General features: G+C 60.6%; 17 protein-coding genes. 5 read left to right on the plus strand and 12 right to left on the minus strand.

All coding sequences use genetic code 11. From position 1 onward, the window contains the following. Nucleotides 1-14: 14 nt before the first annotated feature. From ACPF9B_RS07250 to ACPF9B_RS07295, 10 genes are all read right to left on the minus strand, one after another. Nucleotides 15-455, minus strand: a complete 441-nt coding sequence (locus ACPF9B_RS07250) for a cytochrome c-type biogenesis protein (RefSeq protein WP_007204554.1) — start codon at nucleotides 453-455, stop codon at nucleotides 15-17. Then, the gene (locus ACPF9B_RS07255; protein ID WP_424180296.1) at nucleotides 452-2,428 is read right to left on the minus strand and encodes a heme lyase CcmF/NrfE family subunit; all 1,977 of its coding nucleotides are present in this window, start codon (nucleotides 2,426-2,428) and stop codon (nucleotides 452-454) included. Before ACPF9B_RS07255 ends, ACPF9B_RS07250 begins: the two co-directional genes overlap by 4 nt. A 74-nt stretch (nucleotides 2,429-2,502) precedes the next feature. Beyond that, nucleotides 2,503-2,706: a hemolysin XhlA family protein gene (locus ACPF9B_RS07260; RefSeq protein WP_424180298.1), complete on the minus strand. Its 204-nt coding sequence runs from the start codon at nucleotides 2,704-2,706 to the stop codon at nucleotides 2,503-2,505. Next, nucleotides 2,696-3,187 (minus strand): holin family protein, encoded by a 492-nt coding sequence (locus ACPF9B_RS07265; RefSeq protein WP_424180300.1) that lies wholly within the window; start codon nucleotides 3,185-3,187, stop codon nucleotides 2,696-2,698. Before ACPF9B_RS07265 ends, ACPF9B_RS07260 begins: the two co-directional genes overlap by 11 nt. Beyond that, complete coding sequence (locus tag ACPF9B_RS07270; protein WP_007204550.1) at nucleotides 3,178-3,789, minus strand: holin-associated N-acetylmuramidase; 612 nt, start codon at nucleotides 3,787-3,789, stop codon at nucleotides 3,178-3,180. Before ACPF9B_RS07270 ends, ACPF9B_RS07265 begins: the two co-directional genes overlap by 10 nt. Nucleotides 3,790-3,833: 44 nt before the next feature. Beyond that, the gene (gene ccmE, locus ACPF9B_RS07275; RefSeq protein ID WP_007204549.1) at nucleotides 3,834-4,301 is read right to left on the minus strand and encodes a cytochrome c maturation protein CcmE; all 468 of its coding nucleotides are present in this window, start codon (nucleotides 4,299-4,301) and stop codon (nucleotides 3,834-3,836) included. Then, on the minus strand, nucleotides 4,298-5,326 hold the full coding sequence (gene argC / locus ACPF9B_RS07280) for an N-acetyl-gamma-glutamyl-phosphate reductase (RefSeq protein ID WP_424176393.1): 1,029 nt from the start codon (nucleotides 5,324-5,326) through the stop codon (nucleotides 4,298-4,300). The genes ccmE and argC overlap by 4 nt, the downstream gene beginning before the upstream one ends. 12 nt (nucleotides 5,327-5,338) lie before the next feature. Next, complete coding sequence (locus ACPF9B_RS07285) at nucleotides 5,339-6,151, minus strand: glutamate racemase (protein ID WP_424176395.1); 813 nt, start codon at nucleotides 6,149-6,151, stop codon at nucleotides 5,339-5,341. Next, complete coding sequence (locus ACPF9B_RS07290; protein WP_040483091.1) at nucleotides 6,129-7,034, minus strand: lysophospholipid acyltransferase family protein; 906 nt, start codon at nucleotides 7,032-7,034, stop codon at nucleotides 6,129-6,131. The genes ACPF9B_RS07285 and ACPF9B_RS07290 overlap by 23 nt, the downstream gene beginning before the upstream one ends. Nucleotides 7,035-7,116: 82 nt before the next feature. After that, nucleotides 7,117-10,530, minus strand: coding sequence for an indolepyruvate ferredoxin oxidoreductase family protein (locus ACPF9B_RS07295; protein ID WP_424176398.1), 3,414 nt, complete (start codon nucleotides 10,528-10,530; stop codon nucleotides 7,117-7,119). A gap of 153 nt (nucleotides 10,531-10,683) precedes the next feature. Here ACPF9B_RS07295 and ACPF9B_RS07300 point away from each other — a divergent pair, with 153 nt between their 5' ends. The 4 genes from ACPF9B_RS07300 to grxD all read left to right on the plus strand — a co-directional run bounded on the left by ACPF9B_RS07300 (nucleotide 10,684) and on the right by grxD (nucleotide 14,798). Then, complete coding sequence (locus ACPF9B_RS07300) at nucleotides 10,684-11,589, plus strand: LysR family transcriptional regulator (RefSeq protein WP_007204544.1); 906 nt, start codon at nucleotides 10,684-10,686, stop codon at nucleotides 11,587-11,589. Between the two features lie 326 nt (nucleotides 11,590-11,915). After that, nucleotides 11,916-14,075 carry a phosphoribosylformylglycinamidine synthase subunit PurL gene (gene purL, locus ACPF9B_RS07305; protein ID WP_424176400.1) on the plus strand — a complete coding sequence of 720 codons (2,160 nt, stop codon included), beginning with the start codon at nucleotides 11,916-11,918 and terminating at the stop codon, nucleotides 14,073-14,075. Between the two features lie 100 nt (nucleotides 14,076-14,175). After that, nucleotides 14,176-14,412 carry a BolA/IbaG family iron-sulfur metabolism protein gene (locus ACPF9B_RS07310; RefSeq protein WP_007204542.1) on the plus strand — a complete coding sequence of 79 codons (237 nt, stop codon included), beginning with the start codon at nucleotides 14,176-14,178 and terminating at the stop codon, nucleotides 14,410-14,412. Nucleotides 14,413-14,438: 26 nt separating this feature from the next. Then, a complete protein-coding gene (gene grxD, locus ACPF9B_RS07315) occupies nucleotides 14,439-14,798 on the plus strand; it encodes a Grx4 family monothiol glutaredoxin (RefSeq protein WP_040482767.1) in 360 nt (119 codons plus the stop codon). Here grxD and zapA read toward each other — a convergent pair whose 3' ends face one another. Both zapA and ACPF9B_RS07325 read right to left on the minus strand, forming a co-directional pair. After that, complete coding sequence (gene zapA, locus ACPF9B_RS07320; protein WP_424176403.1) at nucleotides 14,799-15,191, minus strand: cell division protein ZapA; 393 nt, start codon at nucleotides 15,189-15,191, stop codon at nucleotides 14,799-14,801. Continuing rightward, nucleotides 15,178-15,750 carry a hypothetical protein gene (locus ACPF9B_RS07325; RefSeq protein ID WP_424176405.1) on the minus strand — a complete coding sequence of 191 codons (573 nt, stop codon included), beginning with the start codon at nucleotides 15,748-15,750 and terminating at the stop codon, nucleotides 15,178-15,180. The genes zapA and ACPF9B_RS07325 overlap by 14 nt, the downstream gene beginning before the upstream one ends. A gap of 254 nt (nucleotides 15,751-16,004) precedes the next feature. Between ACPF9B_RS07325 and tkt the strand changes: the two genes are divergently transcribed. After that, nucleotides 16,005-18,023 (plus strand): transketolase, encoded by a 2,019-nt coding sequence (gene tkt / locus ACPF9B_RS07330; RefSeq protein WP_424176407.1) that lies wholly within the window; start codon nucleotides 16,005-16,007, stop codon nucleotides 18,021-18,023. Nucleotides 18,024-18,134 lie beyond the last annotated feature (111 nt).

Consider the following 18,134-nt stretch of genomic DNA (forward strand, 5'->3'; position numbering starts at 1 on the left):
AGGACAACATCACGTCAGGAGCGTAATATCTTTTGCAATTCAGCTTTTTCGGCGTCGCTCAGCTCTGGGGGGGCGACGGCGGGGCGGCGGATCACCGACCAGCCGATCCCAAGCGCGATCAGCAGCATGACGGGCGCGGCATACCACAGCACCACATTCACGCCGCTGGTATCGGGGCGCAGCAGCACAAATTCACCGTAACGGGCGACGAGAAAGTCCACCGCCTGTTCATCGCTATCGCCATCGACCAGCCGTTCGCGCAGCAGGATACGCAATTCGCGCGATAATTCGGCATTGGATTCGTCGATGCTTTCGTTCCGGCAGACCGGGCAGCGCAGGCCCTGCGACAGGTCGCGCGCGCGCTTTTCCAGGACCGGATCGTCCAGCACTTCATCGGGTTGCACGGCAAAAGCCGCTGATGCGACCAACAAGAATATCGCAATCAGCCGGATCATTCTGCCGGCACCGCGCCTGTACGCTCTGGTTTAAGCGCGGCTGCACCAACCCGCAACCGTCTGTCCGACAGCGACAACAGGCCGCCAAGCGCCATCAGCATACAGCCACCCCAAATCCAATTGGCAAAGGGTTTGTCATAGGTGCGCACGGCCCAGCCGCCATTTACCTGCGGATCACCCACCACGACATAGACATCGCGGATGATCCCGTTGCTGATCGCGGCTTCGGTCGTGGGCATGTTCGCCACGGGATAGAACCGCTTTTCAGGCTGCAACGTGTATAATTCGCGATCTCCGCGCCAGATGGACATATCAGCCATCGTGGTGACGTAATTTGGCCCTTCAATCTGGTTCACAGCATCAAGCTGTACCTGAAATGCGCCCATATCCCAGCGGTCACCGATATCAGCGATGCGGATATCCTCTTTTTGCCAAGCCAGCATCGCGGCGACGCCAAAGACGGTCACGCCCATGCCGATATGTGCCGTGGCCTTGCCCCAATCGGCGCGTGGCAGGTTACGGATGCGCCGCAGCCTTGTGGGCAGATCATCGCGGCCTGCGCGCAGCCACAGATCAGCCAGCGCACCGCCCACAACCCAGACACCCAGCGCCACACCCACAGGCCCCAGCGCGGACCCGCCGCTTTGCACCGCATAGGCCAGTGCGGCCAGCGCCACCGCCAGCGCCAACCAGCCCACCATCGCCTTGGACATCCGGTCCAGCGTGCCGCGTTTCCATGCCAGCATTGATCCCAGCGGCAAGGCGATCGCCAACCCGACCATGAAAGGCGTGAAAGCCGCGTCAAAGAATGGCGGCCCGACCGACAATGTCCGGTCAAACAGCATCTCCGCCACCAGCGGCCACATCGTCCCGATGAAGACGACAAAACAGCTGACAGCCAGCAAGATATTGTTCAGCACCAGCGCGCTTTCGCGGCTGACCGTCGAAAACACGCCCTTGGACTGCATGGCCGAGGCGCGGAATGCGAACAGCGTTAGCGACCCGCCCAGAAAGATGCCCAAAATGATCAGCAACAGAACGCCGCGTTCCGGGTCCACGGCAAAGGCATGGACCGAGATCAGAACCCCTGATCGGACGATGAACGCACCCAGCAGCGAAAATCCGAAAGCCAGAATCGCCAGCAGGATCGTCCAGCTTTTCAACGCCTCACGCTTTTCGACCACGATAGCCGAGTGGAGCAAAGCCGCAGAGATCAGCCAGGGCATCAAACTTGCGTTTTCGACAGGGTCCCAAAACCAGAACCCGCCCCAGCCCAATTCGTAATAGGCCCACCAGGACCCAAGCGCGATCCCCACGGTCAGAAACATCCATGCAGCCAATGTCCAAGGCCGCACCCAGCGCCCCCAAGCGGCATCAACCCGCCCTTCGATCAGCGCGGCGACGGCAAAGGAAAACGCCATGCTCAGCCCGACATAGCCCAGATACAAAAATGGCGGATGAAACGCCAAACCGGGGTCTTGCAACAACGGGTTCAGATCACGCCCGTTCAACGGGGGGAATTCCAGCCGCGTGAACGGGTTCGAAGTAAAGATCACGAAGGCTAGGAAAGCCACACTGATCGCGCCCTGCACCGCCAGCACCCGCGCCCGCAGACGCATAGGAAGGTTACCGCCGAACCAGCCAGCACAGGCACCGAACAGCGCAAGTATCAGCACCCACAGCAGCATTGATCCTTCGTGATTGCCCCAAACGCCGGTGATCTTGTAGATCAGCGGTTTGTCCGTATGCGAATTCAGATAGACCAGTTGCAGCGAGAAATCCGACACCACAAACGCCCATGTCAACGCGGCAAAGGCAAAGCCCGTCAGCAAAAACTGGATCGTCGCCGCCGGTTCGGCCAGGCTCATCCAGCCGACATTGCCACGCTGGGCGCCAATCAAAGGGATGATCATCTGGACGATGGCAACGCCAAAGGCCAGAATCAGGGCAAAATGCGCGAGTTCATTTAACATGGTTTTCAATTACCCTATTGGATGTCCGGTTGAAACAACGACCGACATCACATCAGCGATACAAATTGGCGCAGCTACAGCGTAAAACCGCCCTGCACGACATAGCTGACGGCGGCCATCAGCATCCCCCCGATGATCAGCCGCACAAGCCATTTGAGCGTATCCTCGATTGCGCCAAGGCGGGTTGCCACATTGTCGCGGTGGACCGCATCCACCGCATTGCGGGTTTCCAGCTGGCGCAAACGGGATTCGAGCCTGTCCAGCACGCTAGTTTCCATGGCTGGCCTGCCAGTCGCGCAGCGCGGGGTTGGTGTCATCAGGCGCAGGGCCGGGCTGGCGCGCCACGGCGGCGGCGGCCAGCACGCGCTGGAAATCCTGTTCCTTGGCCTGATGGCGCGCGCCGAAATAAAAGCTGACAATCGCACCCATCAACCACCACAAAGGTTCCGGCACCAGCGCCAGACCCGCCATGCCCGCGGCAAACCCGTCAGGGTCCAGCATCGCCATCACGAACAGCCAGATCGTCCCCAGCGCCAGCATCGGGCGCGGCAGCCGGTTCAGCGCATCGACCGCGCGGTCAAACAGCCCTTGGCGGGCATGGACAAATTCGGCGGCGAATTGTTGCAGGCTTTCGCTTTTGGCGTCTGCGTCGCGTATCGCGGAGCGTTCGGCATTGGGCCGGAACACCTGCGCGGTGTCCACCAAGACATTGCGGCTATTGCCAAATAGCAGCCCCATGAGTCCAGAAATCAAGCCCATGTCGCGGTCCTTTGCTGATGCTGCGCGGCTGTCAGGTGATAGTGAGATGAGATGAATTCCTCGGCCCGTGTGATCCAGCCGCCTTTGCCGCCATCGCGCCTGCGGGCATATTTGCGACTGGCGGGGCGGCGATCTGCCAGATCATAATAATAATTGCGCCGCGCGATCCCGTAAGCATCGGCCAGATGATCCGGCGCCGCCTCTGCCGCGCGGCTGGCGGCGGTAATGGTCTGCGGGCCGATCACGCCATCGACGGCAACGGGGAGACGCATATCGACCAGCAAGCGTTGCAGAATGCGCACCGCATTGACGCCCGCATTGACATACATGTCAAAGACGCTGGCCTGAATGACCTGCGGCAGCCGGTCGATGCGGGGGCGGTGATAATAATGTTCAACAAAGATCGTCACGGCCTGTGTATGGTCCAGCCGCTGCACATCGGACGCGTCAATCGTGCCATCGCCGGTCAGGTCCAGCCCCAGCCTGCGCATCGTATGAATGGTCACGCCATATTTGGTCGGCCCACCCGGATCGTCAGGGTCGTTCACATAGCCGCCTTCGCGGGCGACGATCTCGGCGGCGATATCGGTGATGCTTTGCATATCCTGCCCTCTGCTGATTGCGAGGACAGGCTATCAAGACAAGGTTAATTGGTGATGCGGGCACCGTTCGGGTCGACATAGACCCCTTGCGCCTTCAGCGCGTCCAGCACCTCTGTCGGCATGTAGGTCTCGTCATGTTTGGCAAGGATTTCAACGGCTTCGAACCGGCCATTAATCATGTTGCCCTGCGCCACGACGCCTTCGCCTTCGGAAAACAGGTCCGGCAGGATACCGGCGTAAACGACAGGGATCGACGCGCCGCCATCGGTGACGGCAAAGCTGATTTCCTGCCCCTGCCCGCGCACCAGTGTCCCCGTTTCAACCAGACCACCAAGACGGAACCGTTCATTGGGCATGGGGGTGGCTTCGGCCACTTCAGATGGCGAGCGGAAGAACTGGAAACTGTCTGACGGCAGAAACCACAACAAGACCAGCACAAAGGCCACGCAGGCCCCCGCGATGGAAATCACCTGCACGCGGCGGCGTTTCTTGAGGTTTTTCAAACCACTCATGGGAAGACCGGCACCAGCATCAGACCATCCGTTTCATTCAGACCCAACATCAGGTTGGCGTTCTGCACGGCCTGCCCTGACGATCCTTTACATAGGTTGTCGAGGGTCGCCACCACAAGGGCACGGCCTGATATGCGGTCGGATGTCACACCGATATGGCAGAAATTCGACCCCATCACATGGCCGGTGCCGGGACATTGGCCAAACGGCAGGACATGAATGAACGGTTCACCCGCATAGGCCACGCTTAGGGCGTCATGGATCGCCTGCGCATCGCCGCGCAGATAACAGCTGGCCAGAATACCGCGACTGATCGGCACCAGATGCGGGGTGAACTGGATTTCGACTTTCCGTCCGGCAAGGGCCGAAAATTCCTGATCGAATTCGCCCAAGTGCCGGTGCTTGCCGCCTTGGGCATAGCCCAGCACATCGGTGCTGCGTTCGGTGAACAGCATGTTTTCCTTCAGCGACCGCCCTGCCCCCGAAATCCCGTTTTTCAGATCGCAAATGATGTCATCAAGGTCGATCAGCCCACCCGCAATCAGCGGGCGCAGCGCAAATTGCACGGTGGCAGCGTTGCAACCCGTGCCAGCCACCAGCCGCGCGGATTTGATTTCGTTGCGGTAAAACTCGGTCAGCCCGTAGACAGCGGTTTTCTGCAATTCGGGCGCAACATGCGGCGCACCATACCATTTTTCGTAATCCGCCGGATCGCGCAGCCGGAAATCGGCGCCCAGATCGACAACCTTCACCGCTTGGGGCAGATCGCGGACCAAGGCTTGCGACAACCCATGCGGCAAGGCGGCGAACACCAGATCAATGCCGGAAAAGTCGATGTCTTCCATCTTGACCAGCGCGGGCAGGTCCAGATGGCGCAGATGCGCGAACACATCGGCCATCTGCTGGCCGGCCTTGCGGTCGGCGGACAGGGCCGCAATCCGCAGATGCGGATGGGTGGCGATCAGGCGGACAAGTTCGGCACCGGTATAGCCCGACGCGCCCAGAATGGCGATGTTATAGGTCATGACGGACCCCTTTTATGCAGCGGTAAACGTGATCTGGCGGCGCAGGAATTGCGTGGCGCGCGCCGATACACGGGCCGGATCGCCAGTGGTCAGAAAGGCGCTGTCGCGGCCGGTGCCGACCATTTCGGGGCGGCGGGTCAGGTAATCGGCCAGACTTTCGGCGACCAGATTGGCCTGTGAAAACACCTTGGCCTGAGGCCCCAGCGCGTCTTGAAACACCTTTTCCATCAACGGGTAATGCGTACAGCCCAGCACGGCGGCATCGGGGTTCGGCATCTTGCGGCGCAAGGCGTCAACATGGCTGCGCACCAGTGCCTCGGCCAAGATCATATCGCCGTCCTCGATCGCATCAACGACACCGCCGCAGGCCTGCGCCTCGACATCGACGCCGATGGCGCGGAACGCCAGTTCACGCTGAAACGCGCGGCTGGATACGGTGGCGGGCGTCGCGAACAGGGCGACATGCTTGATCGCCACTTCGCGCGGGGGGGAATTGTCGCCCCATTGCCGTTCGGTCAGCGCCTCGATCAGCGGCACGAACACACCCAGCACGCGTTTGCCCTGCGGCACCCAGCTTTCTTGCATCCGGCGCAGGGCGGCGGCGCTGGCGGTGTTGCAGGCCAATATCACCAGATCGCAGCCTGCATCGAACAGCCGCTGGGTGGCGGCGGTGGTCAGGTTGTAGATATCGTCGGGCGTGCGCACGCCATAAGGCGCATGGGCGCTATCGCCCAGATAGACCAGCGGGACATCGGGCAGCCGTTTGGCCACCGCATCCAGCACGGTCAAACCGCCCAATCCGCTATCGAATATCCCTACGGCCATCGCGCACCTTGTATTTGTCTTCGAATTCATGCCCGATCATGGTCGGATCGAGCGGGTCGAGACTTAACTCATAGGTGGCTTTTCGCAGGAAATCCATGCATGCTTTGGGGTCTTTTTTCAGCCCTGCCAAGGCATCGGCGGCAATAGGCTTGCCGATCACCACGCGTACGGGTTTGTTGATGCGGGCTTTGAATTCGCGGATCAACAGGCCCATGCGCAGGGTCACATGCAGGTGGCTGGCCAGCTGGAACAGGCGGCTGTTGCGGCCTTCAAAAAAGATCGGCACGACCACCGCATCGGATTTGGCGATCATCTTGGCGGTGAAATTGCGCCAGCTGGGGTCCATCGGCGGCGAAAACGGCTTGGCCGAGGTGGATACTGTCCCGCCCGGAAAAATCCCGATGGCCCCGCCTGCCGCCAGATAGCGGACAGCCTCTGCGCGGGTTTCAAGGTTCAGCTTGGCGGCTTCTTTGGTTTCATCAAAGGAAATCGGCAGGATCACCTTTTCCAGATCGGGCGAGGCGCGGAAAATCCGGTGCGCCAACACCTTGAAATCGCCACCACGGCGCTGCGACAGGATCAGCCCCATCATCAGCCCGTCGAGAATACCATATGGATGGTTGGACACCACGATCAGTGGGCCAGAGCTGGGGATATCATCCAGCGATCCACCCGCGATTTGCAAATCAAGGCCATAGCGGGCGGTGATCACCTGCCAGAAATCCGCCCCCTGTGCGACGTCGCGGTCATAGCCACGCGCCTTTTTGATCAGGCGCAGCCGTCCGGTGGCGTTTTCCATCACGCGGATCAAGGCGCGCCCGCCCCGCCCCTTGGCCGATGTGGCATAGGTGATATCTCGCGCCACCTGCCGATCCTTGCGCATCATTCATGCCCTCGTCATGCACCCCGCGCGGCACTAGCAGGATCATGCAACACTTGCATGACAAAAATGTGAACCCAGAGCATCATTCTGCCGCCTGCTGCATCGGTGCCGCATGCAGGCTGGTCAGCAATTCCTCGCGGCGCTTGGCGGCTTTGCGCGCAGCTGCATCCTTGACCGGGCCAAAGCCGCGGATATCCAGCGGCAGGCGCGCCAGTGCCACGGCGGCATCATGCGTATCGGGGCGCAGGATGCGCAGAACCTGTGCCATATCCGCCTCGTATTGCGCGATCAATGCGCGTTCCATCCGCCGTTCGGGGTTGCGCCCGAATGGGTCAAGCAATGTGCCGCGCAGAAATTTGAACTGCGCCAGTTTGGGAAAGGCCCAGGCCATCCGCGCGCCAAATTCCCGTTTCACGGGCCGTGCGTCGCTGCCGGTTTTGGACATGATCGGCGGCGCCAGATGATAGGTCAGTTTCAGATCGCCGTCGAATGTGGCGGCAGCCTTGGCGCGGGTCTGGGTCAAAAGGCGCGCAACCTCGTATTCATCCTTATAGGACAACAGCTTGTGATACCCCAGCGCCACAGCCTCGCGCAGCGGTTGATCCCGAAACTGGTCCACGAATGTGCGATAACGTTTCGCCAGTCGCGCGCTTTGGTATTGGGTCAGGTGGGTCATGCGAAAGGCGATCTTGTCGTCCAATGTCTGCGGTAAAACCACAACATCCGGCGCAAGGATGGCCGCCGCATCCGCCGGATGCAGATAGGCCCAGCGGCCATAGTCAAAGGCGGCGATGTTGCGCTTGACCGCAGCGCCGTTCAGGTCAATCGCGTCGATGATCGCCTGACGGGTCAAGGGGATTGCCCCCATCTGCCAGACCGCGCCAAAGATCATCATGTTGGAATAGATGCTGTCACCCAGCAGCGCACGAGCCAGATCAGAGGCGTCGAACAGCATCACATTTTCGCCCAGCCGCGCCTGTAGCGACAGGCGCAATGCATCGGTCGGCAGGGTGAATGCGGTATCACGGGTGAAATCGCCGGTGATGATCTCATGGCTATTGACCACACCGCGCGTGCGGCCCGCGCGCATCAGCCCCAGCGTTTTAGCCCCCGCCGACACCACCAGATCGCCACCGATCAGCGTGTCGCATTCGCCGGTCGCCACGCGGATCGCGCTGATATCGCCCGGCTTTTCGGCGATCCGGCAATGGATATGCACGGCCCCGCCTTTTTGCGCGAGCCCCGCCATTTCCATCATGCCTGCGCCCTTGCCGTCGATATGCGCGGCCATCGCCATGACCGCGCCGATGGTCACGACGCCTGTGCCACCCACGCCGGTGATGACGGTGTTATGCGTGCCGTGGATGGCAGGCAGAACGGGATCAGGCATGTCGGGCAGATCGACGGCGGCGGTGGCGTCTTTGCGGATTTGCGCGCCTTCAATCGTCACGAAAGACGGGCAGAACCCTTTGACGCAGGAAAAATCCTTGTTGCACGACGATTGGTCGATGGCGCGCTTGCGCCCCAGTTCGGTTTCGACCGGCACGATGCTGACGCAGTTGGATTGCACCCCGCAATCGCCGCAGCCTTCGCAGATATCCGTGTTGATGAACACGCGCTTGTCGGGGTCGGGGAATTGGCCGCGCTTGCGCCGCCTGCGCTTTTCGGCGGCACAGGTTTGGACATAAACAATGGCAGACACACCCTTGTATTTGCTAAATTTCTTTTGCACAGCTTCGAAATCAGCGCGTTCGTTGATGTCCAGTCCCGCAGGAAACACCGACAGGTCCAAATCCTCTTTCGCGTCATGGACAAGTGCGATGTTGCGCACCCCCATCGCCTGCAATTCACGGCAGATCTGGTCAGGCGTCAGCCCGCCATCATTGCCCTGCCCGCCGGTCATGGCGACCGCGTCGTTATACAGAATCTTGTAGGTGATATTGGTCCCCGCCATCAGCGCAAAGCGGATCGCCTGCACGCCCGAATGGTTATAGGTGCCGTCGCCAAGGTTCTGGAACACATGGTCACGGGTGGAAAACGGGGCTTCACCCACCCAGTTCGCGCCCTCGCCGCCCATCTGGGTAAACCCGACCGTGTCACGGTCCATCCATTGCACCATATAGTGACAGCCGATGCCGGCATAGGCGCGCGACCCTTCGGGGACCTTGGTCGATGAATTATGCGGGCAGCCCGAACAGAAATAAGGCAGACGTGCCGCCAGTTCCGGCGCATTGTCGGCGCGCCGTGCCTGGGCCAAGGCGGTCATGCCGGCGCTGATCCCGTCCGACCCGCAGCCTTCCTCTATCAAAATCCCGCCGATCTTTTCGGCGATCCAGATCGGGTCAAGCGCTGCACGGGTCGGAAAAATCTCTTCGCGCCGCCCTTCGGAATGCTCGTCCCCCTTGTGCCAGCCGTAAACGCGGGTGCGGCTGTCGTCGAACAAGGCTTCTTTGACCTGCACTTCGATCAGCTTGCGCTTTTCCTCGACCACGATGACCAGATCAAGCCCCGCCGCCCAGTCATGGAACGACGCCATATCCAGCGGCCAGACCTGCCCGACTTTATATGTGGTGATGCCCAGACGTTCGGCGTCGCCCTCGGAAATATTCAACAAGGCCAGCGCATGTTGCAGATCAAGCCAGTTTTTGCCCGCCGCCACAAAGCCAATCTTTGCACCAGCCTTGCCCCATTTGCGCTGGTCCATCTTGTTGGCGCGGCTGAACGCCTCGGCGGCGAAACGTTTGTGGTCGATCATCCGCGCCTCTTGCAGCTGCGGGGTATCGACCAGACGGATGTTCAACCCGCCATCAGGCAAGGCCATGTCGGGCGTGACAAAATCGGCACGGAAAGGATCGGCATCGACGACCGATGTGACCTCGACCGTGTCTTTCATCGTCTTCAGCCCGACCCAGACACCCGCATAGCGCGACAAAGCCCAAGCATAGAGGCCATAATCAAGGATTTCTTGCACCCCCGCAGGCGACACGATGGGCATATAGGCATCGACCATCGCCCAGTCGGATTGATGCAAAGTGGTGGAACTTTCGCCAGTATGGTCATCGCCCATCGCCATGATGACGCCACCATGCGGCGATGTGCCTGCCATATTGGCATGACGCATCACATCGCCGGACCGGTCCACGCCGGGGCCTTTGCCGTACCACAGGCCGAAAACACCGTCGAACTTGCCTTCACCGCGCAATTCGGCCTGCTGGCTGCCCCATAGCGCGGTGGCGGCCAGATCCTCGTTCAGCCCCGGTTGAAAGGTAATATCGGCGGGTTCCAGCACATTTTTCGCGCGCGCCATCTGCATATCCACCGCCCCCAAGGGCGACCCGCGATAGCCGGTTACATAGCCCGCCGTGTGCAACCCTGCGCGTGTATCACGCGCCTTTTGCATCAGCATCAAACGGACCAAAGCCTGCGTCCCGTTCAACAAAACCGGCGATTTGTGTAGATCATAACGGTCATCGAGTGTGATTTCATGACGGCCCATCTGACACCCTCCCAAGCACTCATAGCGAGAGCGTAGGTCACAATTGCTGACCTACAAAGCAAAAAATCGCGAAAAATGGCCTCCACAACCTTTTGCTGCAGGCGCAGCATCATTAGTATACATCCACGGCAGCAGCGGCAACGAAAGCACAGGATGGACTGGGACAAGCTAAGAATATTTCACGCGGTCGCGGACGCAGGGTCACTGACCCATGCGGGCGACACGCTGCACCTGTCGCAATCGGCCGTCAGCCGGCAGATTCGCGCCTTGGAAGAAACGTTAAACACCACCCTGTTTCACCGCCACGCGCGCGGTCTGATTCTGACCGAACAGGGCGAATTGCTGTTTGACGCGACCAAATCAATGAACAAACGCCTTGAAACCGCCTCTGCCCGCATCCGCGACAGCGAAGAAGAGGTTTTTGGTGATCTGCGCGTGACCACAACGACAGGGTTCGGCACGCTTTGGCTGGCCCCGCGCCTGCCCAAATTATTCGAAGCCTACCCTGACCTGAAAATCGACCTGATGCTGGAAGAACGCGTGCTCGACCTGCCGATGCGCGAGGCCGATGTCGCCATCCGTATGAAAGAACCGTCACAGGCCGATCTGATCCGCAAACGGCTGATGTCGGTCAGGATGCGGCTTTATGCATCGCCCACCTATCTGGAAACGAACGGCACGCCAGAATCGCTGCTGGATCTGTCGGACCACCGGCTGGTCTGCCAAAGTCTTAATTCAATCCAGGTCGCGGCAGGGGCAACGCTGGTGCAGCATTTGCTGACCAGTGACATCCAGCACCTGTTTACCGTCAATAATTACTTTGGCGTGTTGCAGGGCGTATTGAACAATATCGGGATCGGTGTGCTGCCCGATTACGTCACCGAGGATTTCCCCGATCTCGTGCGCGTCCTGCCCGATCTTGAAAGCGGCGAAGTCCCCGTATTCCTGGCCTACCCCGAGGAATTGCGCCAATCCAAACGGATCGCCGCATTCCGCGATTTCGTGCAGGAAGAAATCTTTGCCCACCGCCGCAAGATCCGCGAAGCCGCGCCGCAATAGGCAAGGCCCGGCGCGGGGGATCGCCTTACCAAGCCATGCAAAAATCGCATAGCGGCAATGCGCATGCGGCAGACATTTTTTCTTGAACGGTCAAAAAACGCACCCTATCTGTCCGGTCGAGGGCATCATGCGCGCTTGCGCATCGCTCTCACCTCCCTGTTGGACTTCGCCGGGCCTTGTGCCCGGCTTTTTTTTGCCCTGCGGGGCGGTGGTGCGGCCCACCGCCACCCGCCGGAAAGCGCATGCCAGCACCGCAATCCTTGCGTTTTGCGTCTTTAATCCATGGGCCTGCCTCTGTATGACAGGCGCAGCACCAAGGGGACATCATGACAGAGCCAGCCATCACGCCCGATCTCATCGCAGCCCACGGGCTGAAGCCCGACGAATATCAGCGCATTCTGGACATTATCGGCCGCACGCCAAGCTTTACTGAACTGGGCATTTTTTCGGCGATGTGGAACGAACATTGTTCCTATAAATCATCAAAAAAATGGCTGCGCACCCTGCCGACGACCGGCCCGCAAGTCATCTGTGGCCCCGGTGAAAACGCGGGCGTTGTCGATATCGGCGATGGTCAGGCCGTGGTGTTCAAGATGGAAAGCCATAACCACCCCAGCTATATCGAACCCTATCAGGGGGCCGCGACTGGCGTGGGCGGTATTCTGCGCGATGTGTTCACCATGGGCGCGCGCCCGATTGCGGCGATGAATGCGCTGTCCTTTGGCGAACCCAGCCATCCAAAAACCCGCCAGCTGGTCAATGGTGTCGTGGCTGGCGTCGGTGGCTATGGCAATGCCTTTGGCGTGCCGACCGTGGGTGGCGAGGTGCGGTTTCATGCCGCCTATAACGGCAATTGCCTTGTGAACGCCTTTGCCGCCGGTCTGGCCGATGCGGACAAGATTTTCTATTCTGCAGCCTCCGGTGTAGGGATGCCCGTCGTTTATCTCGGCGCGAAAACCGGGCGCGACGGTGTCGGCGGCGCGACCATGGCATCGGCCGAATTCGACGACAGCATCGAGGAAAAGCGCCCCACCGTGCAGGTCGGTGACCCGTTCACCGAAAAACGCCTGATGGAAGCGACCTTGGAACTGATGGCCACAGGTGCGGTGATTTCGATCCAAGATATGGGTGCGGCTGGCCTGACCTGTTCGGCCGTGGAAATGGGCGACAAAGGCGGGCTGGGCATCCGGCTGAACCTTGACGCCGTGCCACAGCGCGAAACCGGCATGACCGCCTATGAGATGATGCTGTCGGAAAGCCAGGAACGCATGCTGATGGTCCTGCGCCCCGAACTGGAATCGCAGGCGCGCGCCGTTTTCGTCAAATGGGATCTCGATTTCGCCATCGTCGGCGAAACCATCCCAGAGGACCGCTTTATCGTCGTGCACAAAGGCGTGGTGATGGCCGATCTGCCGCTGGCCACGCTGTCCGGGTCCGCCCCCGAATATGACCGGCCCTGGGTGCCAACACCGGCACAGCCGCCTTTGGGTGATGTGGTGGGCGTGAACCCGATTGATGGGCTGCGCGCCCTGATCAGCAGCCCCAATTACGCGGCCAAGCAATGGGTTTATGAACAATACGACGCTCAGGTCATGGGCGATACCGCACGGATACCGGGCCTTGGCGCGGGTATCGTGCGGGTGCATGGCACGGATAAATCGCTGGCCTTCACCTCTGACGTCACGCCGCGCTATGTGATGGCCGACCCGGTGGAAGGCGGCAAACAAGCCGTCGCCGAAGCCTATCGCAACCTCACCGCCGTCGGGGCCAAACCGCTGGCCACCACCGACAATATGAATTTCGGCAATCCCGAAAAACCCGAAATCATGGGGCAATTCGTCGGCGCCATTCAGGGGATCGGGGCGGCGGTCACAGCACTCGACATGCCGATCGTGTCGGGCAACGTATCTCTTTATAACGAAACCGACGGCAAGGGCATCCTGCCCACCCCCACCATCGGGGCCGTAGGGATCATCACCCACCCCGACCAGATCATCAGCGGCCAGTTGCGCGACGGCCATGTGCTGTTGGTCGTGGGCGACACCACAGGCCATCTGGGCCAATCCGCCCTGCTGGCAGAGGTCTATCACCGCGCTGAAGGCCCGCCGCCGCCCGTCGATCTGGACGCAGAACGGCGCCATGGCGATTTCATCCGCGCCAATCACACGCTGATCACCGCCTGTACCGATCTAGGCGACGGCGGCTTGGCGCTCGCGGTGTTTGAACTGGCCGAATCCGCAGGTGTGGGTATCACGCTTGATGCTGGCGACACGCCGACACTATTCGGCGAGGATCAGGCGCGTTACCTGATCGGCTGCAATTTCGATCAGGCCGAGGCGCTGATGGTCGCCGCAGGTCATGCCGGCGTGCCGGTCACAACCGTGGGCAAGGCCGGTGGCGACCAGATCACCTTTGGCAGCGACAGCGCGCCCTTGGCCGACCTTGCCTTGATCTATCGCACCAGCTTTGAAAAAGCGCTGGCCTGATGGCTTCTTATTTCTCAAAATACTCCCGCCGGAGGCAGCGCCTTGCCTGCCGCCCGCATCACACCTAGTTTGTACATGACACGCCCGAAAAGGACCGCAGATGCCCATCACCGCCCATGAGATCGAAACGCTGTTGCGCGAAAGCTTCCCGCAGGCCCGGATCAGCGTACAAGGCGATGACGGCGCGCATTTCGCGGCAGAGGTCATCGACGAAAGCTTTCGTGGCCTGAACCGCGTGCAGCAGCAACGCGCGGTCTATGCCGCGCTCAAAGGCCGGATGGACGGCAGCCAAGGCGAATTGCACGCGCTGGCACTGACCACCAAGGCGCCCGATTGAAACACGACCTGACAAAGGACCGCCACATGACTGCCAAAGACCAAATCCAAGAAACAATCACATCGAATGATGTGGTATTGTTCATGAAGGGCACGAAATCCATGCCACAATGCGGGTTTTCCAGCCGCGTCGCAGGGGTGCTGAATTTCATGAACGTCGATTTCGCCGATGTAAACGTGCTTGCCGACGAAGAGATCCGCCAAGGGGTCAAAGATTTTTCCGACTGGCCAACGATCCCGCAGCTTTACGTCAAGGGCGAATTCGTCGGCGGTTGCGACATCATCACCGAGATGACCCTCTCGGGCGAGCTGGACACCCTGTTTGCCGAAAAAGGCGTGTCCTTTGATAAAGACGCCGCCGAAAAGATCCGTGAAGCCAACGCCTGATCAGGCCAGTTTCGCATCGACCTGATCTGCCAGGGCTTCGGCCCTGGCGGCCAGTTCGGCCAATGTGTCCACAACATCGACAGGCACCACAGGCACTTCGATCCTTTGAGGCGCGGGTGCTGGCTGCGCTTGGGCATCATCCAGCTGGGCGCGCAGTGCCACCGCCTCGACCTGCGCCTCGCGCAGCTTGTCTTCCAGACCGGCGGTCTTGTCAGCCAAAAGCAGCCCCGCCATCAGCAGCATCCGCGCTTCGGGCAGACGGCCGATCTGTTCGGCCAGTGTCGCGGCTTCGGCGTCCAGCATGGCGGCGGCGGAATGCAGGAAATGTTCCTCGCCTTCCTGACAGGCCACTTCAAACGTGCGCCCGCCGATAAAAATTTCAACCTGCGGCATGGGCGGCGTCCTCGATCAGGGGTTTGAGTTCGGCCAAAATCATATCAATCTCGGCGGCATCGGTGGCGCGCAGCGCCTGCAAGGCGTCAATTTCGGCGGCCAGGGCCGTGTCGATCATGCCGGGTGCAAGCCCCACCGTCAGCGCCTGGCGCAATTGGCCATTGAGATCGCGCAATTGCTGGGTCGCGGCGCGCAAGCCCTGCAAATGCGCATCCATGGTCTGCAACTGGGCCGCTTGGGTTTCCAACCGCACGGTCAGCGCAGCGACCTGCGCGTCCTTTGCATGCAGTGCTGCCTGATCTGCAATCTGAGCATCCAGCGCGGCCTGCGCTGCCTGCGCGTCCAGCGCGGCCTGCGCTGCCTGCGCGTCTTGTGTCTCTAGCGCAGCCTGCAATTGCTGGATCTGGTCCCGCAGCGCGCCGGTCTGCGCCTGTTCGGCCCGCAAGGCGTCAAAGAGCGAGCTTTCCGCCGCATCAGCCTTGTCCTGCGCCTCCATGCCGCGGCGTATTCGGTCCAAAGCCACCGTGATCCGATGACCAAGTTCCAGCACATCACTCATTGACCGACCTTTCACATTCTGCGACGCCCGATTGCCCCGATCAGGGCCAGACCTTCACCCCGGTATCGACCCCGGTCAGCGGCGCTTACCCCGAATCGTTCCGGCATTTCCAAATCCTATGCGATCAACCGCAGCGCGGCAAACGCGCTGACGGCATAGATCAGAACAGCTTAGCTGTCGCGCTTGATCTTGGGGGCGACCCTGTTATGACGCTGTTCATAGAATTTAATCCCTTTGGTTAAAGGACTGCCCCCTTGGATATTGCCGCCCTGCGTTCTGCGCACCCCGATCACTGGAAAAAGGCCACCGCCATCCGCACCCTGACGCTAGATGCGGTCGCGGCTGCCCATTCGGGCCATTCCGGCATGCCGATGGGCATGGCCGATGTCGCAACAGTGCTGTTCCAGAACCATCTGAAATTCGACCCAAAGTCCCCTGCATGGCCCGACCGCGACCGGTTCATCCTGTCGGCAGGGCATGGCTCGATGTTGCTTTATGCGCTGATGTATCTGACCGGATACGAGGATATCACGCTGCAGCAGATCAAGGATTTCCGCCAATGGGGTGCGAAAACCGCCGGTCACCCCGAATATGGCCATGCCCGCGGCATTGAAACCACCACCGGCCCCTTGGGTCAGGGCATCGCCAATGCGGTGGGTTTCGCCATTGCCGAGGAAATCCAGCGCGCCTATTGGGGGGCCAAGATCGTCGATCACCACACCTATGTGATCGCCGGTGACGGCTGCCTGATGGAAGGTGTGAGCCAAGAGGCAATCGGCCTGGCGGGGATGCAGAAACTTGGCCATCTGGTCGTGTTCTGGGACAACAACAACATCACCATCGACGGCACGGTCGATATCGCCGATATCACCAATCAGCCTGCACGCTTTGCCGCATCGGGCTGGCATGTGCAGGAAATCGACGGGCATGATCCGGTTGCCATTGACGCGGCCATTGTGGCGGCCAAGGCTGATCCGCGCCCATCGATGATCGCCTGCAAGACCCATATCGCGCTGGGACATGCGGCGCAGGACACGTCCAAAGGCCATGGTGCTTTGACCAATGCCGACCAGCTGGCTGCCGCAAAAACCGCCTATGGCGCGCCGATGGGGGCCTTTGAGGTTGCCGCCGACGTGCTGGACGCATGGAACGCCATTGGCGCGCGCGGTGCGGCCACCCGCGCCGCTTGGGACGCCCGCTTTGCCGCGCTATCGGCTGCCAGACAGGCCGAATTCACCCGCGCCTATGCCGGTGACGCGCCCAAGAAACTATCCGCCACGATCCGCGCGCTGAAAAAGCAGATCTCTGAAAGCGCGCCATCAGTCGCGACGCGCAAATCGTCCGAAATGACGCTGGAAGTCATCAACCCGATCATGCCGGAAACCATCGGTGGTTCGGCCGATCTGACAGGGTCGAACAACACCAAAACCGGTGATCTGGGCGTGTTCCATCCCGATACCCGCAAGGGGCGGTATATCTATTACGGTATCCGCGAACATGGGATGGCTGCGGCGATGAACGGCATGGCGCTGCATGGCGGGGCGCGCGCCTATGGCGGCACCTTCATGTGTTTCACCGATTACGCCCGCGGCGCGATGCGCCTGTCCGCGCTGATGGGCGTGCCGGTGACCTATGTGATGACGCATGACAGCATCGGTCTGGGCGAAGATGGCCCGACCCACCAGCCTATCGAACATCTGGCGATGCTGCGCGCCACGCCGAACATGCATGTGTTCCGCCCTGCCGATACGATTGAAACGGCCGAAGCCTGGGAAATCGCGCTGACCAGCAAAACCACGCCAAGCGTGCTGGCCCTGTCGCGCCAGAACCTGCCCACGGTGCGCAAGACCCACACCAACAAGAACCTGACCGCGCAGGGTGGCTATGTGCTCGCCGATGCGGATGGCAAGCGGCAGGCGATCATCATGGCCACCGGGTCCGAGGTGGAAATCGCGCTGGCCGCGCGCGATCTGTTGCAGGCCCAAGGCATCGGGACACGGGTTGTGTCCATGCCTTGCTGGGAATTGTTTGAGGAACAGGACGCCAGCTATCGCCGCCGTGTGCTACCCGCAGGCCCCGTGCGTGTCGCGGTCGAGGCGGGTATCCGGTTCGGCTGGGACCGCTGGCTGTTTGGCGAGGGTGGCAAGCGTGAAAAGTCCGGCTTCGTCGGCATGCATGGCTTCGGTGCCTCTGCGCCGGCGGAACGGCTGTATGCGGAATTTGGCATCACCGCGCAGGGCGTGGCCGACAAGGTCAAATCGCTGATCAAGTAAAACCGGCGTAAGGTGGGTTCAAACCCACCTTACCCATCCGCCCGAATGTTGGCGCAAACATTTAGCGGTAACAGCACAAAAACCCGTCTGTTACCGTTAACACCCTGACAA

It is taken from the genome of Yoonia sp. TsM2_T14_4 (genome assembly GCF_049602355.1).
Lineage (GTDB): Bacteria > Pseudomonadota > Alphaproteobacteria > Rhodobacterales > Rhodobacteraceae > Yoonia > Yoonia vestfoldensis_A.

Bases quoted from the DNA above. Each gene is read 5' to 3' on its own strand.
- ACPF9B_RS07300 (WP_007204544.1), top strand. From the start codon at position 10,684: ATGGACTGGGACAAGCTAAGAATATTTCACGCGGTCGCGGACGCAGGG.
- ACPF9B_RS07250 (WP_007204554.1), bottom strand. From the start codon at position 455: ATGATCCGGCTGATTGCGATATTCTTGTTGGTCGCATCAGCGGCTTTT.
- ACPF9B_RS07295 (WP_424176398.1), bottom strand. From the start codon at position 10,530: ATGGGCCGTCATGAAATCACACTCGATGACCGTTATGATCTACACAAA.
- ACPF9B_RS07325 (WP_424176405.1), bottom strand. From the start codon at position 15,750: ATGAGTGATGTGCTGGAACTTGGTCATCGGATCACGGTGGCTTTGGAC.
- ACPF9B_RS07285 (WP_424176395.1), bottom strand. From the start codon at position 6,151: ATGGCCGTAGGGATATTCGATAGCGGATTGGGCGGTTTGACCGTGCTG.
- argC (WP_424176393.1), bottom strand. From the start codon at position 5,326: ATGACCTATAACATCGCCATTCTGGGCGCGTCGGGCTATACCGGTGCC.
- ACPF9B_RS07265 (WP_424180300.1), bottom strand. From the start codon at position 3,187: ATGGGCTTGATTTCTGGACTCATGGGGCTGCTATTTGGCAATAGCCGC.
- zapA (WP_424176403.1), bottom strand. From the start codon at position 15,191: ATGCCGCAGGTTGAAATTTTTATCGGCGGGCGCACGTTTGAAGTGGCC.
- grxD (WP_040482767.1), top strand. From the start codon at position 14,439: ATGACTGCCAAAGACCAAATCCAAGAAACAATCACATCGAATGATGTG.
- purL (WP_424176400.1), top strand. From the start codon at position 11,916: ATGACAGAGCCAGCCATCACGCCCGATCTCATCGCAGCCCACGGGCTG.
- ACPF9B_RS07310 (WP_007204542.1), top strand. From the start codon at position 14,176: ATGCCCATCACCGCCCATGAGATCGAAACGCTGTTGCGCGAAAGCTTC.
- ACPF9B_RS07290 (WP_040483091.1), bottom strand. From the start codon at position 7,034: ATGCGCAAGGATCGGCAGGTGGCGCGAGATATCACCTATGCCACATCG.
- ccmE (WP_007204549.1), bottom strand. From the start codon at position 4,301: ATGAGTGGTTTGAAAAACCTCAAGAAACGCCGCCGCGTGCAGGTGATT.
- ACPF9B_RS07260 (WP_424180298.1), bottom strand. From the start codon at position 2,706: ATGGAAACTAGCGTGCTGGACAGGCTCGAATCCCGTTTGCGCCAGCTG.
- ACPF9B_RS07270 (WP_007204550.1), bottom strand. From the start codon at position 3,789: ATGCAAAGCATCACCGATATCGCCGCCGAGATCGTCGCCCGCGAAGGC.
- ACPF9B_RS07255 (WP_424180296.1), bottom strand. From the start codon at position 2,428: ATGTTAAATGAACTCGCGCATTTTGCCCTGATTCTGGCCTTTGGCGTT.